Source organism: Prosthecobacter sp. (genome assembly GCF_044378005.1).
GTDB lineage: Bacteria > Verrucomicrobiota > Verrucomicrobiia > Verrucomicrobiales > Verrucomicrobiaceae > Prosthecobacter.
This window is the reverse complement of sequence record NZ_JBILYB010000150.1, coordinates 1-14,206: the sequence shown is the minus strand read 5'-3', so window position 1 is coordinate 14,206 and position 14,206 is coordinate 1. Positions and strand designations below refer to the sequence as shown.

14 protein-coding genes and 1 pseudogene are annotated in these 14,206 nt (G+C 59.6%); 11 read left to right on the top strand and 4 right to left on the bottom strand.

The window, feature by feature from the left end:
• Positions 1-561: 561 nt before the first annotated feature.
• Both AC6FTP_RS21605 and AC6FTP_RS21600 read right to left on the bottom strand, forming a co-directional pair.
• The gene (locus AC6FTP_RS21605) at positions 562-783 is read right to left on the bottom strand and encodes a hypothetical protein (RefSeq protein WP_497208985.1); all 222 of its coding nucleotides are present in this window, start codon (positions 781-783) and stop codon (positions 562-564) included.
• The gene (locus AC6FTP_RS21600; protein WP_497208984.1) at positions 780-1,424 is read right to left on the bottom strand and encodes a hypothetical protein; all 645 of its coding nucleotides are present in this window, start codon (positions 1,422-1,424) and stop codon (positions 780-782) included. Before AC6FTP_RS21600 ends, AC6FTP_RS21605 begins: the two co-directional genes overlap by 4 nt.
• 80 nt (positions 1,425-1,504) lie before the next feature.
• Here AC6FTP_RS21600 and AC6FTP_RS21595 point away from each other — a divergent pair.
• Positions 1,505-1,628: pseudogene (locus AC6FTP_RS21595) on the top strand (1,4-dihydroxy-2-naphthoyl-CoA synthase); the annotation flags it as partial.
• A gap of 59 nt (positions 1,629-1,687) precedes the next feature.
• On the opposite strand, the gene AC6FTP_RS21590 reads toward AC6FTP_RS21595, so the two are convergent.
• Positions 1,688-1,855: a hypothetical protein gene (locus AC6FTP_RS21590; RefSeq protein WP_497208983.1), complete on the bottom strand. Its 168-nt coding sequence runs from the start codon at positions 1,853-1,855 to the stop codon at positions 1,688-1,690.
• Between the two features lie 36 nt (positions 1,856-1,891).
• Between AC6FTP_RS21590 and AC6FTP_RS21585 the strand changes: the two genes are divergently transcribed.
• The 10 genes from AC6FTP_RS21585 to AC6FTP_RS21540 all read left to right on the top strand — a co-directional run bounded on the left by AC6FTP_RS21585 (position 1,892) and on the right by AC6FTP_RS21540 (position 13,506).
• On the top strand, positions 1,892-2,773 hold the full coding sequence (locus AC6FTP_RS21585; protein ID WP_497208982.1) for a right-handed parallel beta-helix repeat-containing protein: 882 nt from the start codon (positions 1,892-1,894) through the stop codon (positions 2,771-2,773).
• 79 nt (positions 2,774-2,852) lie between these two features.
• Complete coding sequence (locus AC6FTP_RS21580) at positions 2,853-4,097, top strand: sulfatase family protein (RefSeq protein WP_497208981.1); 1,245 nt, start codon at positions 2,853-2,855, stop codon at positions 4,095-4,097.
• Positions 4,084-4,329, top strand: a complete 246-nt coding sequence (locus AC6FTP_RS21575) for a hypothetical protein (RefSeq protein WP_497208980.1) — start codon at positions 4,084-4,086, stop codon at positions 4,327-4,329. The genes AC6FTP_RS21580 and AC6FTP_RS21575 overlap by 14 nt, the downstream gene beginning before the upstream one ends.
• A 4-nt stretch (positions 4,330-4,333) precedes the next feature.
• A complete protein-coding gene (locus AC6FTP_RS21570) occupies positions 4,334-5,788 on the top strand; it encodes a sulfatase (RefSeq protein ID WP_497208979.1) in 1,455 nt (484 codons plus the stop codon).
• Positions 5,785-7,368, top strand: a complete 1,584-nt coding sequence (locus AC6FTP_RS21565; RefSeq protein WP_497208978.1) for a hypothetical protein — start codon at positions 5,785-5,787, stop codon at positions 7,366-7,368. The genes AC6FTP_RS21570 and AC6FTP_RS21565 overlap by 4 nt, the downstream gene beginning before the upstream one ends.
• Before the next feature lie 45 nt (positions 7,369-7,413).
• The gene (locus AC6FTP_RS21560; RefSeq protein ID WP_497208977.1) at positions 7,414-9,096 is read left to right on the top strand and encodes an FAD-dependent oxidoreductase; all 1,683 of its coding nucleotides are present in this window, start codon (positions 7,414-7,416) and stop codon (positions 9,094-9,096) included.
• 118 nt (positions 9,097-9,214) lie between these two features.
• Positions 9,215-9,403, top strand: coding sequence for a hypothetical protein (locus tag AC6FTP_RS21555; protein ID WP_497208976.1), 189 nt, complete (start codon positions 9,215-9,217; stop codon positions 9,401-9,403).
• Between the two features lie 8 nt (positions 9,404-9,411).
• Positions 9,412-10,842: a neutral/alkaline non-lysosomal ceramidase N-terminal domain-containing protein gene (locus AC6FTP_RS21550; RefSeq protein WP_497208975.1), complete on the top strand. Its 1,431-nt coding sequence runs from the start codon at positions 9,412-9,414 to the stop codon at positions 10,840-10,842.
• Positions 10,843-10,871: 29 nt separating this feature from the next.
• Positions 10,872-12,080: an exo-alpha-sialidase gene (locus AC6FTP_RS21545; protein ID WP_497208974.1), complete on the top strand. Its 1,209-nt coding sequence runs from the start codon at positions 10,872-10,874 to the stop codon at positions 12,078-12,080.
• A gap of 178 nt (positions 12,081-12,258) precedes the next feature.
• Positions 12,259-13,506: a tyrosine-type recombinase/integrase gene (locus AC6FTP_RS21540; RefSeq protein ID WP_497208973.1), complete on the top strand. Its 1,248-nt coding sequence runs from the start codon at positions 12,259-12,261 to the stop codon at positions 13,504-13,506.
• A gap of 68 nt (positions 13,507-13,574) precedes the next feature.
• On the opposite strand, the gene AC6FTP_RS21535 is transcribed toward AC6FTP_RS21540, so the two are convergent.
• Positions 13,575-14,120 (bottom strand): hypothetical protein, encoded by a 546-nt coding sequence (locus tag AC6FTP_RS21535; protein ID WP_497208972.1) that lies wholly within the window; start codon positions 14,118-14,120, stop codon positions 13,575-13,577.
• Positions 14,121-14,206: the final 86 nt, after the last annotated feature.

The following is a 14,206-nucleotide window of genomic DNA, read 5'->3' as shown; positions in this document are numbered from 1 at the left end:
AAACGTTGGGCCTGCTCAAGCACAAGGCGCGACAAGCTTGCCCTTCACTTCCTCTCCCTCATTCAATTCGCCTCCATCATCGACTGGCTCAGATACGGTTGTTGAGGGTTTTCAAACACCGCCTAGTTCGAAGGGCTCCGGATACTCCTCGATCACCATGTCAAGTAGGCGAAGCGCAGTCTCAGGATAGTCGTCCTCCAAATAGGTCGCCTGTATCCGGAGGTATTGTGCCTTGTGAAACTGCCCGCGTGAGCGTTTCAGGCGCGCGAAGAACTCAGTCTCGTCTTCCTGAGACCACGTCTTCCTGCGGAACCAATCATCGCGAGACATCTTTTTAGGCAGAGCGTTGTTTAGCCACACTCAATTGTGGACGAATCAGATTCGTCCACAATTGAGGTGAGTGATAAGAGAGTGATCATTGAAAACATCTGGGGGTTCTCACGGCACCCGCTTGCACGCTGGATCGCTCCAGTTGCTTTTGCCGCGGGAGTTGACGGCGCGGAGGTGGACCCAGACTTTTTGACAGGAGGGGAGGAACGCATAAGCATAGGCGTGGCTGAGTCACTTCTTCTCATCCGCCGAGGGATCAAACGGCTTGTTGAAGGGCGGGCCGCGCTCGCCGCCGTAGGTTTCGCGGAGGTATTCGTCGCCCTCACTTTTCTCACGACGAATCACCGCCGGGGCGACGAGGTTGCCGAGCCGTCGCCTCTCGGCACGGCCTGCCTGCCACTGCTCCCAGGTGATGACCCGCTCGGGGCGGATGAATAACTTCGTGTCCGTCATGGATTGAATTTATCGCCTTTGGGGAGGTTCGCCAGTTCAGATTCCACCTCCGCACGCACCTCATTGAACTCCTTCACGCAGTTGTATTTGGACGAGGCTGCGACGCAAAGGGCTTCGTCCCAATCGATGGGAACACTGCCGCTGAGAGCGGCGGACATGAGCTTCTTGGCGCAGTCGTCGTCCTTTTCATCGTAACCGCTGACCCAGCGCCGTGCGGCATAGACTCGCCCGACCAGGGCGTCTTCCACGGGGATCAAAACGACGGATCCCACGGGTGTGCTGAACTTCACCAGTTCCTTTTCGGCCCGGTAATCGATCTCCCCGAGCAGATCGACCCACAGACCTTCGATGCACCAGCTTTTGGCACCGCCGTGGGAGATGATGCCGGGGATCTGGCGCATGATCGCCTCCCGCTGCTCGGTGGTGGGCTGGGGCCAGCCGGCCCAGCAGATGTCGGTATCGCCGGACATGTAGGCCCCATCCGTGTAAAACTCGATGGCGGAACCGCCGACGACCACGGGCTCGAAACCGCGCTCACGGAAGAGTTCGGAGACGACGCCTGCGAGGAGCAGGGACTTGGCGCTCAGGTCAGTCTCCAGCCTCACCATGGCCAGGGCGGATTCGAGGTCGGCAGTTGTCATGAGAGGGCGTTAAGCATGGCCTGCTCAGGAACGGATCGTTGAAACGTTCCTTATCAAGCTCGATTCCAACACTCCCTGCCCTCCTCGACCTCGCCGGCAACGCCACCCTGCTCTACTGCATGAGCGAAGAAGCCAACGTAAGGCAAAACCGCCTTCGTCGAGAAACGGAAGCCCGACTTCAAGAAGTTCAAAAGGGTGCCGTGAGGCAAAGAACTATGTCGAGGCGCTGACGAGATATGGAGTCCGACCGAGGCTTATTCGCCTCACCTCTTCTCGTCCGCCGAAGGATCAAAGGGCTTGTTGAAGGGCGGGCCGCGCTCGCCGCCGTAGGTTTCGCAGTGGTATTCGTCGCCTTCACTTTTGCCACAGCGAAGGACCGCCGAATTCGAGAAGGTCAAAGTGACCCAGAAGGAGTAGGGGTGCCGTGCCAAGATAGAAGCTGAGCTTCGAAGCAGTTTTCCCTAACGATGCGTTATCTCACCCCTCCGTTGTTTCTGCTCGCCGTCCTGATGGTTTCGCTTCATGCCCAGGAAATCCGCCGCAAACCACTCATCCTGTCCCAAGGCGGCACAGCGGAGAAACCGGCGGTGTTTGATGGCCAGGGCATGATCATCGACCTCGGTATCGACATCACGGCGCACGATTGGATCAAGGAAGGCGACGTGTGGACCTCGCGCGGGCCGCTGAAAGGTCATCCGCCGGTGGACGACGAGCAGCGCGCCGGATTGTTCATCGACGAGGTGCCGCTGCGGATCACACGAGATCGCGCAGCCGAGAAGCAATCTGGCGTCGCGAAGAAAGTCATCTTTGTGGCCCCCAAAGCCCTGCTGCCGGGTCAGGTGGGCTGGGCGGAGGATGGTTCGCTCTACTTCCGCTGGCCCAAAGACAAGCAACCAGGCGAGGCGCACATCTTCCAGCCACCGCCGGGTTTGGCGAGCGGCGTAGTGATCGCCTGCTCTTACATCACCGTGCGCAATGTCATCGCCAAGCATGCCGCGAACGACGGTTTCAACATCCACGGCAATCGTGTCGGCATCCGGCTGGAGAATGTGAAAGCGTTCTCCAATGGCGACGAGGGCATCAGTGCTCACGAAACGGTGCAGATGGATGTGGTGGACTCCGAGATCGCCTGGAATGGCTCCTCGGCGGGCGGCGTGGCCGATGTGAATGACTCCGTCACCACCTACACGAACTGCGAGCTGCATCACAACGTGAACGCCGCCTTCTTCTTCGATGGCAAATCGCACCGCGTGACGAATTGCGTCATTCATCATCAGGACAAGGACATCGTCGTCCGTGGCGAGGGTGTGACAGTGGAGCAGTCCGGTGTCGTGTGGCGGAAAGAGTGAGGTGCGTTCACGACCGAATAGCTACACCTGCCCGTCGATTGAACGACACAACCCCGTCCATTTTGCGTTCAAAGCGATCATGCGACGCGCGCTCGTTTTTTCACTCTTCGCCCTCAGCCCTTTGCTCACCGCAGCCGAGAAGCCTGATGTGCTCGTCGTCATCGCGGACCAATGGAGCCCACGCTATGTGAGTTGGGACAACAAAGAGGTGCTCACGCCGCATCTCGACCGCATCGCACGGGAGGGCATGATTTTTGACGCCTGCTACACCACCTCACCTGTGTGCATGCCAGCACGGGTATCGCTGTTGACCGGACTTTACCCTCACAACAGCTGCCACGGCTTGTGGGGCAATGCAGCGGGCTACTTTCCGCAGCCGGACGACGCGCCGATGTTTCGCGACATCCAGCGTGCGGGTCTGACCACGGCACAGATCGGCAAGACGCACTGGACCGCCGGCCCGGCGTGGCATGAGCAGTTCAAGAACAGCGGCGCACTCTTTAAAGCACTCGGCCTCGATCATGTGGCGGACATTCCCGGCCCGCCGGACTCGACGAAGGGCCGCGATCCCTACTCGCAGCATTTGCAAAAGCTCGGCCTGCTTCAGACTGTGGCCGACGATCTGCACGGACGCTATGTGAAGGGCGAGTTCGCGCCGCGTGCAAGCGTGGTCAAAACGGAGGACTACCATGACTGGTTCACCACCGGCCTCGCGGTCGATTTCATCGGTGCTCAGCCGAAGGAGAAGCCTATGTGCCTCGTGGTGAGCCTTCACTCGCCACATCCGCCGCTCGATGCGCCGGACGATTACGCCACGATGTTCGATCCCGAAAAGCTCACGCTGCCCGCGAACGTGCCGGAGAAGTATCTGCGCGAAGGTCACGCGCTCGATCACGCGGAAACACGAGCCATGCTGGCGAACTACCTCGGGAAAATGGCCCTCGTGGATGACTGTGTTGGCAAGTTGGCCGAAGCGATGAAGACGCGCGGCACTTGGGACAACACCCTCGTTATTTTCACCGCCGATCATGGCGAGATGATGGGCGCGCACGGCTACCTGACGAAAGGCCGCTTCTATGAAGAGTCCGTGCGCGTGCCGCTCTTCGTGCGCTGGCCCGGCCATGTCAAAACGGGCCGCAGTAAAGCACCGGTGCAGCTGATGGATGTTTATCCCACCATCGTCGAAGCCGTCAGCGGCGAACTCACACCCGGACGCTTCGCCAAATCGTTGCTGCCCATCGCCACCGGTAAAAAAAGATCGTATTCGCCCCATCGCCATCAGCGAAATCGGCGACAAAGTGCCGCTACGCATGATGGCGCGTGATGATCGCTTCAAATACTGGGCCGACGAAGAGCGCGAATATCTCTTCGATCTCGAAGCCGATCCACTGGAGCAGCACGACCTCGCTGCCGAGCCACAGCATCGCGAAACGTTGAACCTGATGCGTGAAAAGCTCCTCACCCACCTCCGCTCCACTCAAACCAACCTCTCCGCCGGCTATAAACCCAAAGTTCAGCGCCTCCGCGAGGCAGAGGCCAAGAAGAAAGTCCCCTGATGTTATGCGCCGACTACTCATCCTCCTTTCGTTATTAGCCATTCTGCATTCGTCATTCGCGGCGAAGCCGCTCAATGTCCTTTTTGTCGCCGTCGATGATCTGCGCCCTGAACTCGGCTGCTACGGCGCGGCGCACATGAAGACGCCACACCTAGATCGTCTCGCCGCCAGCGGGATGCTGTTTGAGCGCGCGTATTGCCAAGTCGCTGTCTGCAATCCCTCGCGCAGCAGCGTGCTCAGCGGCACGAGGCCGGACACGACCGGCGTGCTCGACAATCAGCACTTCATGCGACGCAACATGCCGGATGTGATCACGCTGCCGCAGTATTTTAAAGGCCATGGCTACACCAGCCTCTCGCTGGGCAAAGTCTTCCATCACAGCGAGAAAGAGCCGGGCGATGATCCCCAGTCATGGAGCGAACCTTCGTGGTATCACGGCGAGCCGTATCGGCATTGGTTCACGAAAGAGTCGCTCGACTATGTGAAGCAGCTCAAGGCACTGCCAAAGGACAAGCAGCCGAAGCAACTGCGTGCCGCGCCTTTTGAGGCTGCGGATGAAGCTGACGACTCCTATCCCGATGCGCAGACGGCATTGAAGGCCATCGAGACGCTGAAGCGGCTCAAGGCCGATGGGAAGCCCTTCTTCCTCGGTGTCGGCTTTGTGAAGCCGCATCTGCCGTTCACTTGTCCGCAGAAGTATTGGGATCTGTATCCGGCAGACACGATTCAACTCGCAGCGAATGCTGCGCGCCCAAGGAACGCACCGGAGCCTGCTTTTCATAACAACTACGAGCTGCGCAGCTACGGCACCGTGCCGCCGAAAGGCGATGTGCCCGACACGATGGCGCTGAACTTGATACGCGGCTACCGCGCCTGCGTGAGCTTCATGGATGCGCAGCTCGGTCGAGTGCTCGATGAGCTGGACCGGCTCGGGTTGCGTGAAAACACGCTCGTCGTGCTCTGGGGCGATCACGGCTACCACCTCGGCGAAAACGGCGTCTTCACCAAGATGACCAACTTCGAGTTTGGAACGCGCGTCCCGCTCATTGTGAGCGCTCCCGGCATGAAAACGGTTGGCCAACGTTCGCGGGCGCTCGTGGAGCTGGTCGATCTTTATCCCACACTCGCCGAACTTTGTAATCTGCCGCTGCCAAAACATCTCGAAGGCACCAGCTTCGCGCCAGTGCTCGAAAAGCCTGATCAAGCGTGGAAAAGAGCCGCCTTCAGCCAATACCTGCGCCCCGGCAAACCGCCCATCATGGGCCGCAGCATCCGCACCGATCGCTGGCGCTACAGCGAATGGCGTGATCCGAAGCAGAATCTCGTCGGCACCGAGCTGTATGATGAAACGAACGATCCGCAGGAGATGACGAACCTCGCGGGTGAAGCTGCACACGCCGAGACCGTGAAGCAACTCGCTGAGCAATTGAAGAGCGGGTGGGAAGGGGCGCAGCCATGAATCGACGCCACTTCCTGGCACTCTCCGCTGCCGCGCCCCTGCTGGCGGATGATTCTAAACCGAAGCCGCCCTTCCGCGTGCTCTACAGCAATGACACGACAAACATCACCTCCTGCGTCAGTCCGTTTCATGCGGCACGTGAGCCATTCCGCAAAGAGATGCTCGAAGCCAGCGTGGATGAAGTCGCGGGCCTTGTGGACGCGCACTTCCTGCAGCCAGGCCTTGGCATGGCGCCGATGTGGCCGAGCAAGGTGCTGCCGCTCGCGGAGCACTATGCGTGGATCAAAGAGCGCTATGGGCAAAAGCCGGATTCGTTCGGCCAGTTCGTGCTCAATGGTGGCGATGTGGTGAAAGTTTTCATCGACCGCTGCCGCGCCAAAGGTCAGGCGGCGTTCATCTCGTTTCGCATGAACGACGCGCATCACAAGGAGTTCGTCGATCCCAAGCCCGGCGACAAACCGAGCAGCAGCATAGGCATGAGTGTGACGCGATTCTATGCCGAACATCCCGAGCATCGCATCAAGCCTGGCTCTCAGCGTGGTGCAGATCTCGTGCAAAACTTCGCCGTGCCCGAGGTGCGGGCACAGAAGCTCGCGCTGATTCGAGAGCTGTGTGAGAACTACGACCTCGACGGCCTGGAACTCGATTTCCTACGCTTCTACAGCTACTTCCGCGAGGAGACACCGCTGGAGCAACGTCGAGCCATCATGACAGACCTCGTCAAAGAAGTGCGGCAGATGATCGGTCCAAAGCGCTGGCTCTCCGCCCGCGTGCCGTGCTACTTGCCCGCGCTGGATGCACTCGGGCTTGATTTGAAAGCACTCGTCGCCGCCGGACTCGACATGGTGAACGCCTCCGCGCATTACTTCACCACCCAGCAGCACGATCTCGCCGCGATTCGAAAGCAAACCGAAGGCGCGGCGCTCTACTTCGAGCTGTGTCACACGATCTGGAAAGGAGACAAAGTGCAGGCCGGTTACGATGTGTTTCCATTCCGTCGAGCGACGCGAGAGCATCTGCAAACCTCCGCACATCTCGCGTATGCACGCGGTGCCGATGGGATCAGCCTGTTCAACTTTGCCTACTATCGCCAGCACGGTCAGGGCGAAGGCCGCGGGCTTTTTGGTGAGCCGCCGTTTGAGGCGCTCAAGGCTCTGGGTGATCCACAAACCCTCGCCAAACAGCCGCAGCATTGGTTCATCGCCTCCGGCTGGCGCTCACCCGGCGCGAAGCCTTTGCCCGTGCCGCGCAAGATCGAGCCGGGCAAGCCCGCGAAGTTCAACTTCGATCTCGCCTCACCTCGAGGCGATGTGCGTGTTCGTATTCAGGCCAACAAGAGTCTCGCGAACTCCGAATGGACGGCCACTTTCAACGGAGAAGCTGTTTCGGCTACCAGCGATGTCTCCGAGCCGTTTGCCGTGCCTTATCCATCCATGATCGCGAAACCGGATGAACTGAGCGCGTGGACCATTCCCGCCAAACTGCTGCGCGATGGCAAGAACAGCCTCGAAGTGACGCAAAAAAACGGTGATCCGGTTACTGTCGTGTTTGTCGATCTCGCGGTTGGTCAGGCTTCTTGACCAGCAAGGCGCGCGAAGTTGGTTCGTCTGATTCAATCCAACCTTATGAAATCTTTCCTGCTCGTCCTGGCCTTCATTGCATCCACATGCGCGGCTGAAGTCATCGAATCCGATCTCTGCGTCTATGGCGGCACCAGCGGTGGAGTGGCGGCGGCAGTGCAGGCGGCGCGGATGGGAAAGTCGGTTGTCATTGCCGAACCGGGGCGGCATCTCGGTGGAATGACCAGCGGTGGGTTGAGCGCGGTGGACATCGGCGATCCACGCAGCGTCGGCGGCATTGCGCGGGAGTATTTTACGAAGTTGGCGGCGACGGTGGGTGTCACGCTGGCCTGGGACAAGGCGTTCAAAAGCGAAGGCGGCGGTCCGGCCACGGGCGGTGCCTATGCCATCGAGCCGCACCAGGCGGAGCAGGTTTTCACCGACATGGCGAAGGAAGCAGGCGTGAAGGTGCATTTCGGAGCGCGGCTGGCCTCGGTGAAGAAGAACGGCGCGCACATCACCGAACTCGTCATGGAGAATGGCGATGTGTTTCGTGCGAAGGTCTTCATCGACACGAGTTACGAGGGCGATCTGATGGCGAAGGCCGGTGTGAGCTGCACGCTCATGCGCGAAGGCAATGCGAAGTATGGCGAGACGCTCAATGGCATTCATTACACGGAGAAATACGTCCCGCGCACAAACCACCTCAAACCGGGGCCGCATGGCCGTGTGCCGGGTGGTCAGGGCGTGTGGGATCGTGATTTCCCGCTCGATCCGTATGTGGTGAAGGGCGATCCGAAAAGCGGACTGCTGCCGCTCATCAACGAAGGCGAACCCGGCAAGCAGGGCGATCCTGCGCCGGGCGTGCAGGCTTACTGCTTCCGCCTTTGCCTGACGACGAACCCTGCAAACATGATCCCGATCACGCCGCCGTCGGACTACGATCCAAAGCGCTACGAGATCGTCGCGCGGTTCATCGAAGCCTGCATCGCCATCGGCGATGACATGGACCTGCGCTGGTTTTCGAAGCACGATCCGCTGCCGAATGACAAGTGGGATTTTAATACGGCCACCTTCGGCGGCAATCTACCTGGTGCTTCTCATGCATGGCCCGAGGCGAGTTACACGCAGCGCGAAAAGATCGCCATGGAGCACGAGAACTACCATCGAGGCCTGCTGCACTTCCTCGCGACTGATCCGCGAGTGCCGGAAAAGGTGCGTAAGGAAATGCAGCGCTTCGGTTTGCCGAAGGATGAGTTCACCGACAACGGCGGCTGGCCGCACCAAATCTATGTGCGCGAGGCGCGGCGCATGGTCAGCGATCTCGTGATGACTGAGAATCACACGTTTGGCCGTCAGCCAGTGCCGAAATCCGTCGGTCTCGGCAGCTACGGCACCGACGTGCATGAAATCCGCCGCATCGTGAAGGACGGCGTGGTGATTCGTGAAGGCAAGCTCGCTGGAGGTCGCGATGGCGCGCCGCCCTATGCCGTTGGTTACGACGCCATCGTGCCGAAGCGAAGCGAATGCGAAAACCTACTCGTCACCTTTGCCCTCAGCAGCAGCCACGTCGCCTTTGCCAGCATCCGCATGGAGCCGGTCTTCATGGTCACTAGCCAAAGCGCCGCCACAGCGGCAGTGATAGCAATGGATAGTGGTGCCGCAGTTCAGGATGTAGCCTATGACACGCTTCGGTCCAGGCTGGAACAGGACAGACAGGTCATCACATGGGAGCCTGTGAAGCTTTGACTCTGATGGGACCGATCTCATCGCAGGCGGTCCAGAGGTGGCGGTGATCAGACTGCGGCAATCAAAGCACCAGAGGAAGCGGAAGCTTTTGCTCCACGTCAGCGTTTCCTTGGGCAGCATGAAAACGCACCTCCGCAGCCTCCTTCTCCCGCGTCTGCTGCTGACCGCCACATCGCTATGCGGAGCAGACACAATGCCTGCAGCGAACCTCAATGGATTGCCGATGCGCGACAAAACATTGGGCAAGGGGCGCATCGGCATCGGCTCCTTTGATGACATGAACGGCCTCGATGACATCCGCCTCTAAGCACGCCCATGAAAACCTCCAGATTCATGATTGCCGCCTGCGCATGCCTGGCTGCCAGCCTGTTTGGCGCTGAAGAGATCAAGCCTCAGCTCCGCGCTGGAGCAGCCACCGCCAACATCACGCCGCTGATGGGTGTTCTGCTGGATGGAACCATCATGCAGATCGGACCAGCCAAACATGTGCATGACGAGCTGCATGCACGCTGCCTCGTGCTCGAAGATGGTAGCACGCGACTTGCTTTCGCCATCGTGGACAACACGATGATCTCCCGTGAGGTCATCGATCATGCGAAGAACCTCGTGCAGGAGAGCACCGGCATCCCGCCCGGCAATGTGCTCATCTCCGCGACGCACAGCCACAGCACGCCTCGCGCTGTCACCGGCTTGTCCGAGGAACCTTTGCACAAAGAGTATCTCCATTACCTCGCGCAGCGCATCAGCGAAGGCATCCGCCGCGCCGTGCATGACCTCGCTCCTGCGCAGATCGGCTGGGGCAGCTTTGAGGAGCCGCGCTATGTGCAAAACCGCCGCTGGTTTGTCGAAGGCGCGGAGACTCGCGCGAATCCCTTCGGAGAAAATGGTGAGCGCGTGGTGATGAATCCCGGAGCACAGGGTCTGATCAAGCCCGCCGGTCCGGTGGACCCGCAGGTGTTCTTCATCTCCGTGCAGCATGCCGATGGCCGCCCGCTCGCACTGCTGGCGAACTACAGCCTGCACTACATCGGTGGCATTCCTGGCGGCACGGTCAGTGCTGATTACTTCGGCGCGTATGCCGTCGAGGTCACGCGACTGCTGAATGCGGGCCAGCAAGATCCCGCATTTGTCGCCATGATGAGCAACGGCACCAGCGGCGATGTGAATGCACGAAATCCCGCCGCCGAGCCGGGCAAAACGGGGCCGTATCAGCAGATGAAACGCGTCGCTGCCGATCTCGCCGCAGGCACGGTGAAGGCGCTGCAAAGTGTGAAGCACCGCTCCGATATCCGTCTCGCCACCGTCAGCACCGAACTGGTTCTGGGTGTCCGCAAACCCGATGCCGAGCGCCTCGCCTGGGCTGAAAAGAATGCATTCGCTGGCAAGAAACTCGTGCGTCTCAGTCGCCCGCAAATATATGCGCGCGAGGCGCTCGCTCTCGTCCACTTGCCCGACACCGTCTCCATCCCCATGCAGGCATTTTGCATCGGTGATCTCGCCATCACCGCCATTCCAAACGAGGTCTTTGCCGAAACCGGTCTCGCGTTGAAGCAAGCCAGTCCATTCAAGGGCAGCACCTTCACCATCGAACTCGCCAATGGCTACTACGGCTATCTGCCGAGCGCACAGCAGCATCAGTGGGGCGGCTACGAGACCTGGCCTGCCCGCTCCAGCATGCTCGAAGTCGAGGCCGAAACCAAAATTCGCGCCACCGCGCTCGATCTGCTCCAACGCCTCGCCAAGTAGCCGCGATAGGCAATCGAACCCGAACCCGCATGAAACTCTCCATCCACCTCTTTGCGATCTCTGCGATCTTTTGCGGCTCATCACTCGCTGCGCCTGATTCAAGCTCACCCATCATGCTCTCGGGCACATGGTTGCCCGAGGATTCTCATCAGCTCGACTTCCTCGCGCTTCCCAAAGTCCCGAGCGAACACGTCATCATCAGCGATGTTCATGCCAAAGGCAGCTCGTCCGCCACGCTCGACAAAAAGGCAGGCGGGGTGAACCAGCACAACTACCTCGTGCATCACGACGGACAATTTTGGGCCATGTGGAGCGATGGGCCGGGTATCGAGGATCGCGTGGGCCAGCGTGTGAAGTTCGCCACGAGCCCCGATGGCTTGAAATGGAGCACGCCGCAGCATCTCACACCCATTCCGCCGAACTCTGGCCCTGATTCGCCGCACTACGGCACACGCACGGACAAAGGCATGCGCTGGATCTCACGCGGCTTTTGGAAACGGGATGGCGAACTGCTCGCCCTCGCCTCGCTCGATGAAGCCGCAGGCTTTTTCGGCCCAGGCCTCGAACTCCGCGCCTTCCGCTTCGACAAAGCCTCCGGCGAATGGCGCGATGCGGGCCTCGTCTTCGACAACACCATCAACAACTTCCCGCCCATCCAACTGCGCACTGGCGACTGGATGATGTCCCGCCGCATGTTTGACTACAAAACCAGCGGCGTGCATTTCCTCGTCGGTGGGGTGAAGTCGCTCAGCGACTGGCAATCCTACCCCGTACTCGGCAGCGCGTCTGAGTTGAAGGCCGAAGAGCCCGACTGGTGGATCTTGCCGGACAACACCCTCGCTGCCGTCTTCCGCGACAACCGCCGCAGCGGCTTCCTGTACCGGGCCTTCTCGATGGACGATGGGCGCACCTGGAGCACGCCCGTGAAGACCAATTTCCCCGACGCCACCTCCAAAATCAGCGGCCTGCGCCTCCGCGATGGACGCTACGTCTTGGTCTCGAATCCAAACCCGAAGAAGCGCGATCCGCTCACGCTCTCCATCAGCACCGACGGCCTCGTCTTCACCAAGATGCTCTACCTCGTCGGCGGTCGTCACATCGACTACCCGCACGTCATCGAGAACGAAGGCAGCCTCTTCATCGCCTTCGCTGGCGGCAAGCAAAGCGTCGAAGTGCTGAAGGTGAAGCTCAGCAATGTCGATGCGGCCAAGATGCCGGAGAAGCCGCTCGTGAAGTAGCTTCGATTGGCAATCATATACAATAGAGCCTTCATTTTGCGAAGGGAATGCCTCCCAAGGCTCACATAATCAAGGGGTTATAGAGGGCATATTGCCGGAGGTTGACACCCCATCCGGCGGTATGCAGGACACAATTAGTAAAAGCGAGGAAGTAACTCGGAAAAGAGGGCGGCCATTCATGAGCATCAAGCATGGCAGCGTGGCGGTGCCTATTTACAAGGGCCGAGTGCGCAGATGGGATTGCTACACTGTGGCTTTTTATCTGAACGGCAAGCGCGTGCGGCGGAATTTTGGCAGTCTTGAAAAGGCCAAAGCTGAGGCGCAGTTGATGGCCCGCAAGATTATGGAAGGTAAATCCTTCACCAATGATCTGACTTGTGCCCAGCGAGAAAACCATCTCGCTGCGGAACGTCTGGTGGCTCCCTTCAATATGCCGCTGGTGGCTGCGGTTGAGGAATACGCTCGTTGCCGACAGTTGCTCGGGGATGTGCCACTGATGGCTGCCATCCAGGAGTTCGTGCGGCGAAATCGAGGCGTGCAACTCGGGGTGAAAGTGCCGGACCTGATTGCTGAGTTTCTGAGGGCCAAGGCGGAGGACAATCTCAGCCGCGTCTATCGGTTCCAACTATCTGGGAGCGTGAAACGCTTTGCCGCCGCTTTTCCAGGTGAGCTTTTGATCATCAAGTCTGGCGATATTGACCGGTGGCTGCGCAGCCTCAATCACACCCCGGTGACTCGCAATTCGTTGCATCGCTGCATCAAGGTGTTCTTCTCCTTTGCCAAGTCTCGCGGCTACTTGCCGCAGTCGGAAGCGACGGCGGCAGAACTGGTGCCCATTGCCAAGGAGGGTGAGACGAAGACGGAAATCTTCCAGCCAGCGGAGATGACCAAGCTTCTTGCCGCAGCGTCGTCGGAGGAGTTGGCGCTCCTGGCCATTGGCGGATTTGCCGGGCTGCGAATGGCTGAGATCAAGCGTTTGGACTGGAAGGCGGTAGATCTGGACCGGCGGATCATCACGCTGAGGGCGGATCAGGCCAAGACGGCTTCGCGTCGCATCGTGCCGATCAGTGATAATCTGGCGGCATGGATTGAGCCGTTGCCGCGCGAGGGCAAGGTGGTTGGCAAGGTTGCGCCTGATCTCACCAAGGTGGCTGCAAAGATTGGCATGGAATGGCCTCGAAATGCGCTGCGGCACTCCTACATCAGTTACCGTCTGGCCGTCGTCAAAGACGCGGCGAAAGTGGCTCTGGAGGCGGGCAACTCACCAGACATCATCTTCAAGCACTACCGCGAACTGGTCACGGAACCGGAAGCCAAGGAATGGTTCTCCATCATGCCACCCAAAGGCTGGAGTCCTCCTGAGCCCAAGAAGCCGAAAGCCAAGCCCCGCCGCCCGAGGAAACTCGTCGATGCCATTTTTGGTTGAGACTTCGTTGCGCAACGAAGATCAAAGCCCTGCTGCCTGCTTCCATGCCAGATCCATGTCGGCGCTCGTCATGCCGAGTGCTGCTCCGAGCTGGATGACGAGAGGATGATCTCTATGATAGTCGCTCGAAAACTCCCACTCGATCTGTGCGGTGGTGCGTTGCGGTTCTCATGCTCGATCATCGGAATGCCAATCACGCCCAGCGCTGCAACGAGTCCTGCATCGGTGGTTTCGATCAGTTCATCCGCATCACGCAGGCTCGGCAGTTCATCGCCGTCCGTGTAGATCGTGGCGTGATCATCACCTACCAACGTGAGCCGGATGCGATCTTCGTTGCGCAACGAAGATGCGATCATGTTGGCGTTGTGACAGGCGCGCAGCCCACACAGAAATGGATGCAGAGGATCTGCCTGCTCCAGGCTGCCTGAATGCCAGTCGTTGTTCAGGCCATCCGTGGTCATAGAGTTCCAGAGCGACTGAAGGCCGACATAAAACGTGGTCACTTCCTCGCCACTACGCTCATCAAGCACCAGATCCGTGCGGATCGGAAACCCCAAGGCTCCCAGACAGGATGCCAGGCTCAGGCTGTGAGTGGGCCACCAGCCTTCGATCATGGCGCGATGCCTGGGAACATTTCAGCGGTGAAGCTGACCTGGGGTTCATCCGTGTCGCTCAGTTCGCGTGTCGGGTCCTTGTAGAT

Coding starts and splice junctions, on each gene's coding strand:
- AC6FTP_RS21605 (WP_497208985.1), bottom strand. CDS start 783: ATGACGGACACGAAGTTATTCATCCGCCCCGAGCGGGTCATCACCTGG.
- AC6FTP_RS21600 (WP_497208984.1), bottom strand. CDS start 1,424: ATGACAACTGCCGACCTCGAATCCGCCCTGGCCATGGTGAGGCTGGAG.
- AC6FTP_RS21585 (WP_497208982.1), top strand. CDS start 1,892: ATGCGTTATCTCACCCCTCCGTTGTTTCTGCTCGCCGTCCTGATGGTT.
- AC6FTP_RS21580 (WP_497208981.1), top strand. CDS start 2,853: ATGCGACGCGCGCTCGTTTTTTCACTCTTCGCCCTCAGCCCTTTGCTC.
- AC6FTP_RS21575 (WP_497208980.1), top strand. CDS start 4,084: ATGATGGCGCGTGATGATCGCTTCAAATACTGGGCCGACGAAGAGCGC.
- AC6FTP_RS21570 (WP_497208979.1), top strand. CDS start 4,334: ATGCGCCGACTACTCATCCTCCTTTCGTTATTAGCCATTCTGCATTCG.
- AC6FTP_RS21565 (WP_497208978.1), top strand. CDS start 5,785: ATGAATCGACGCCACTTCCTGGCACTCTCCGCTGCCGCGCCCCTGCTG.
- AC6FTP_RS21560 (WP_497208977.1), top strand. CDS start 7,414: ATGAAATCTTTCCTGCTCGTCCTGGCCTTCATTGCATCCACATGCGCG.
- AC6FTP_RS21555 (WP_497208976.1), top strand. CDS start 9,215: ATGAAAACGCACCTCCGCAGCCTCCTTCTCCCGCGTCTGCTGCTGACC.
- AC6FTP_RS21550 (WP_497208975.1), top strand. CDS start 9,412: ATGAAAACCTCCAGATTCATGATTGCCGCCTGCGCATGCCTGGCTGCC.
- AC6FTP_RS21545 (WP_497208974.1), top strand. CDS start 10,872: ATGAAACTCTCCATCCACCTCTTTGCGATCTCTGCGATCTTTTGCGGC.
- AC6FTP_RS21540 (WP_497208973.1), top strand. CDS start 12,259: ATGAGCATCAAGCATGGCAGCGTGGCGGTGCCTATTTACAAGGGCCGA.
- AC6FTP_RS21535 (WP_497208972.1), bottom strand. CDS start 14,120: ATGATCGAAGGCTGGTGGCCCACTCACAGCCTGAGCCTGGCATCCTGT.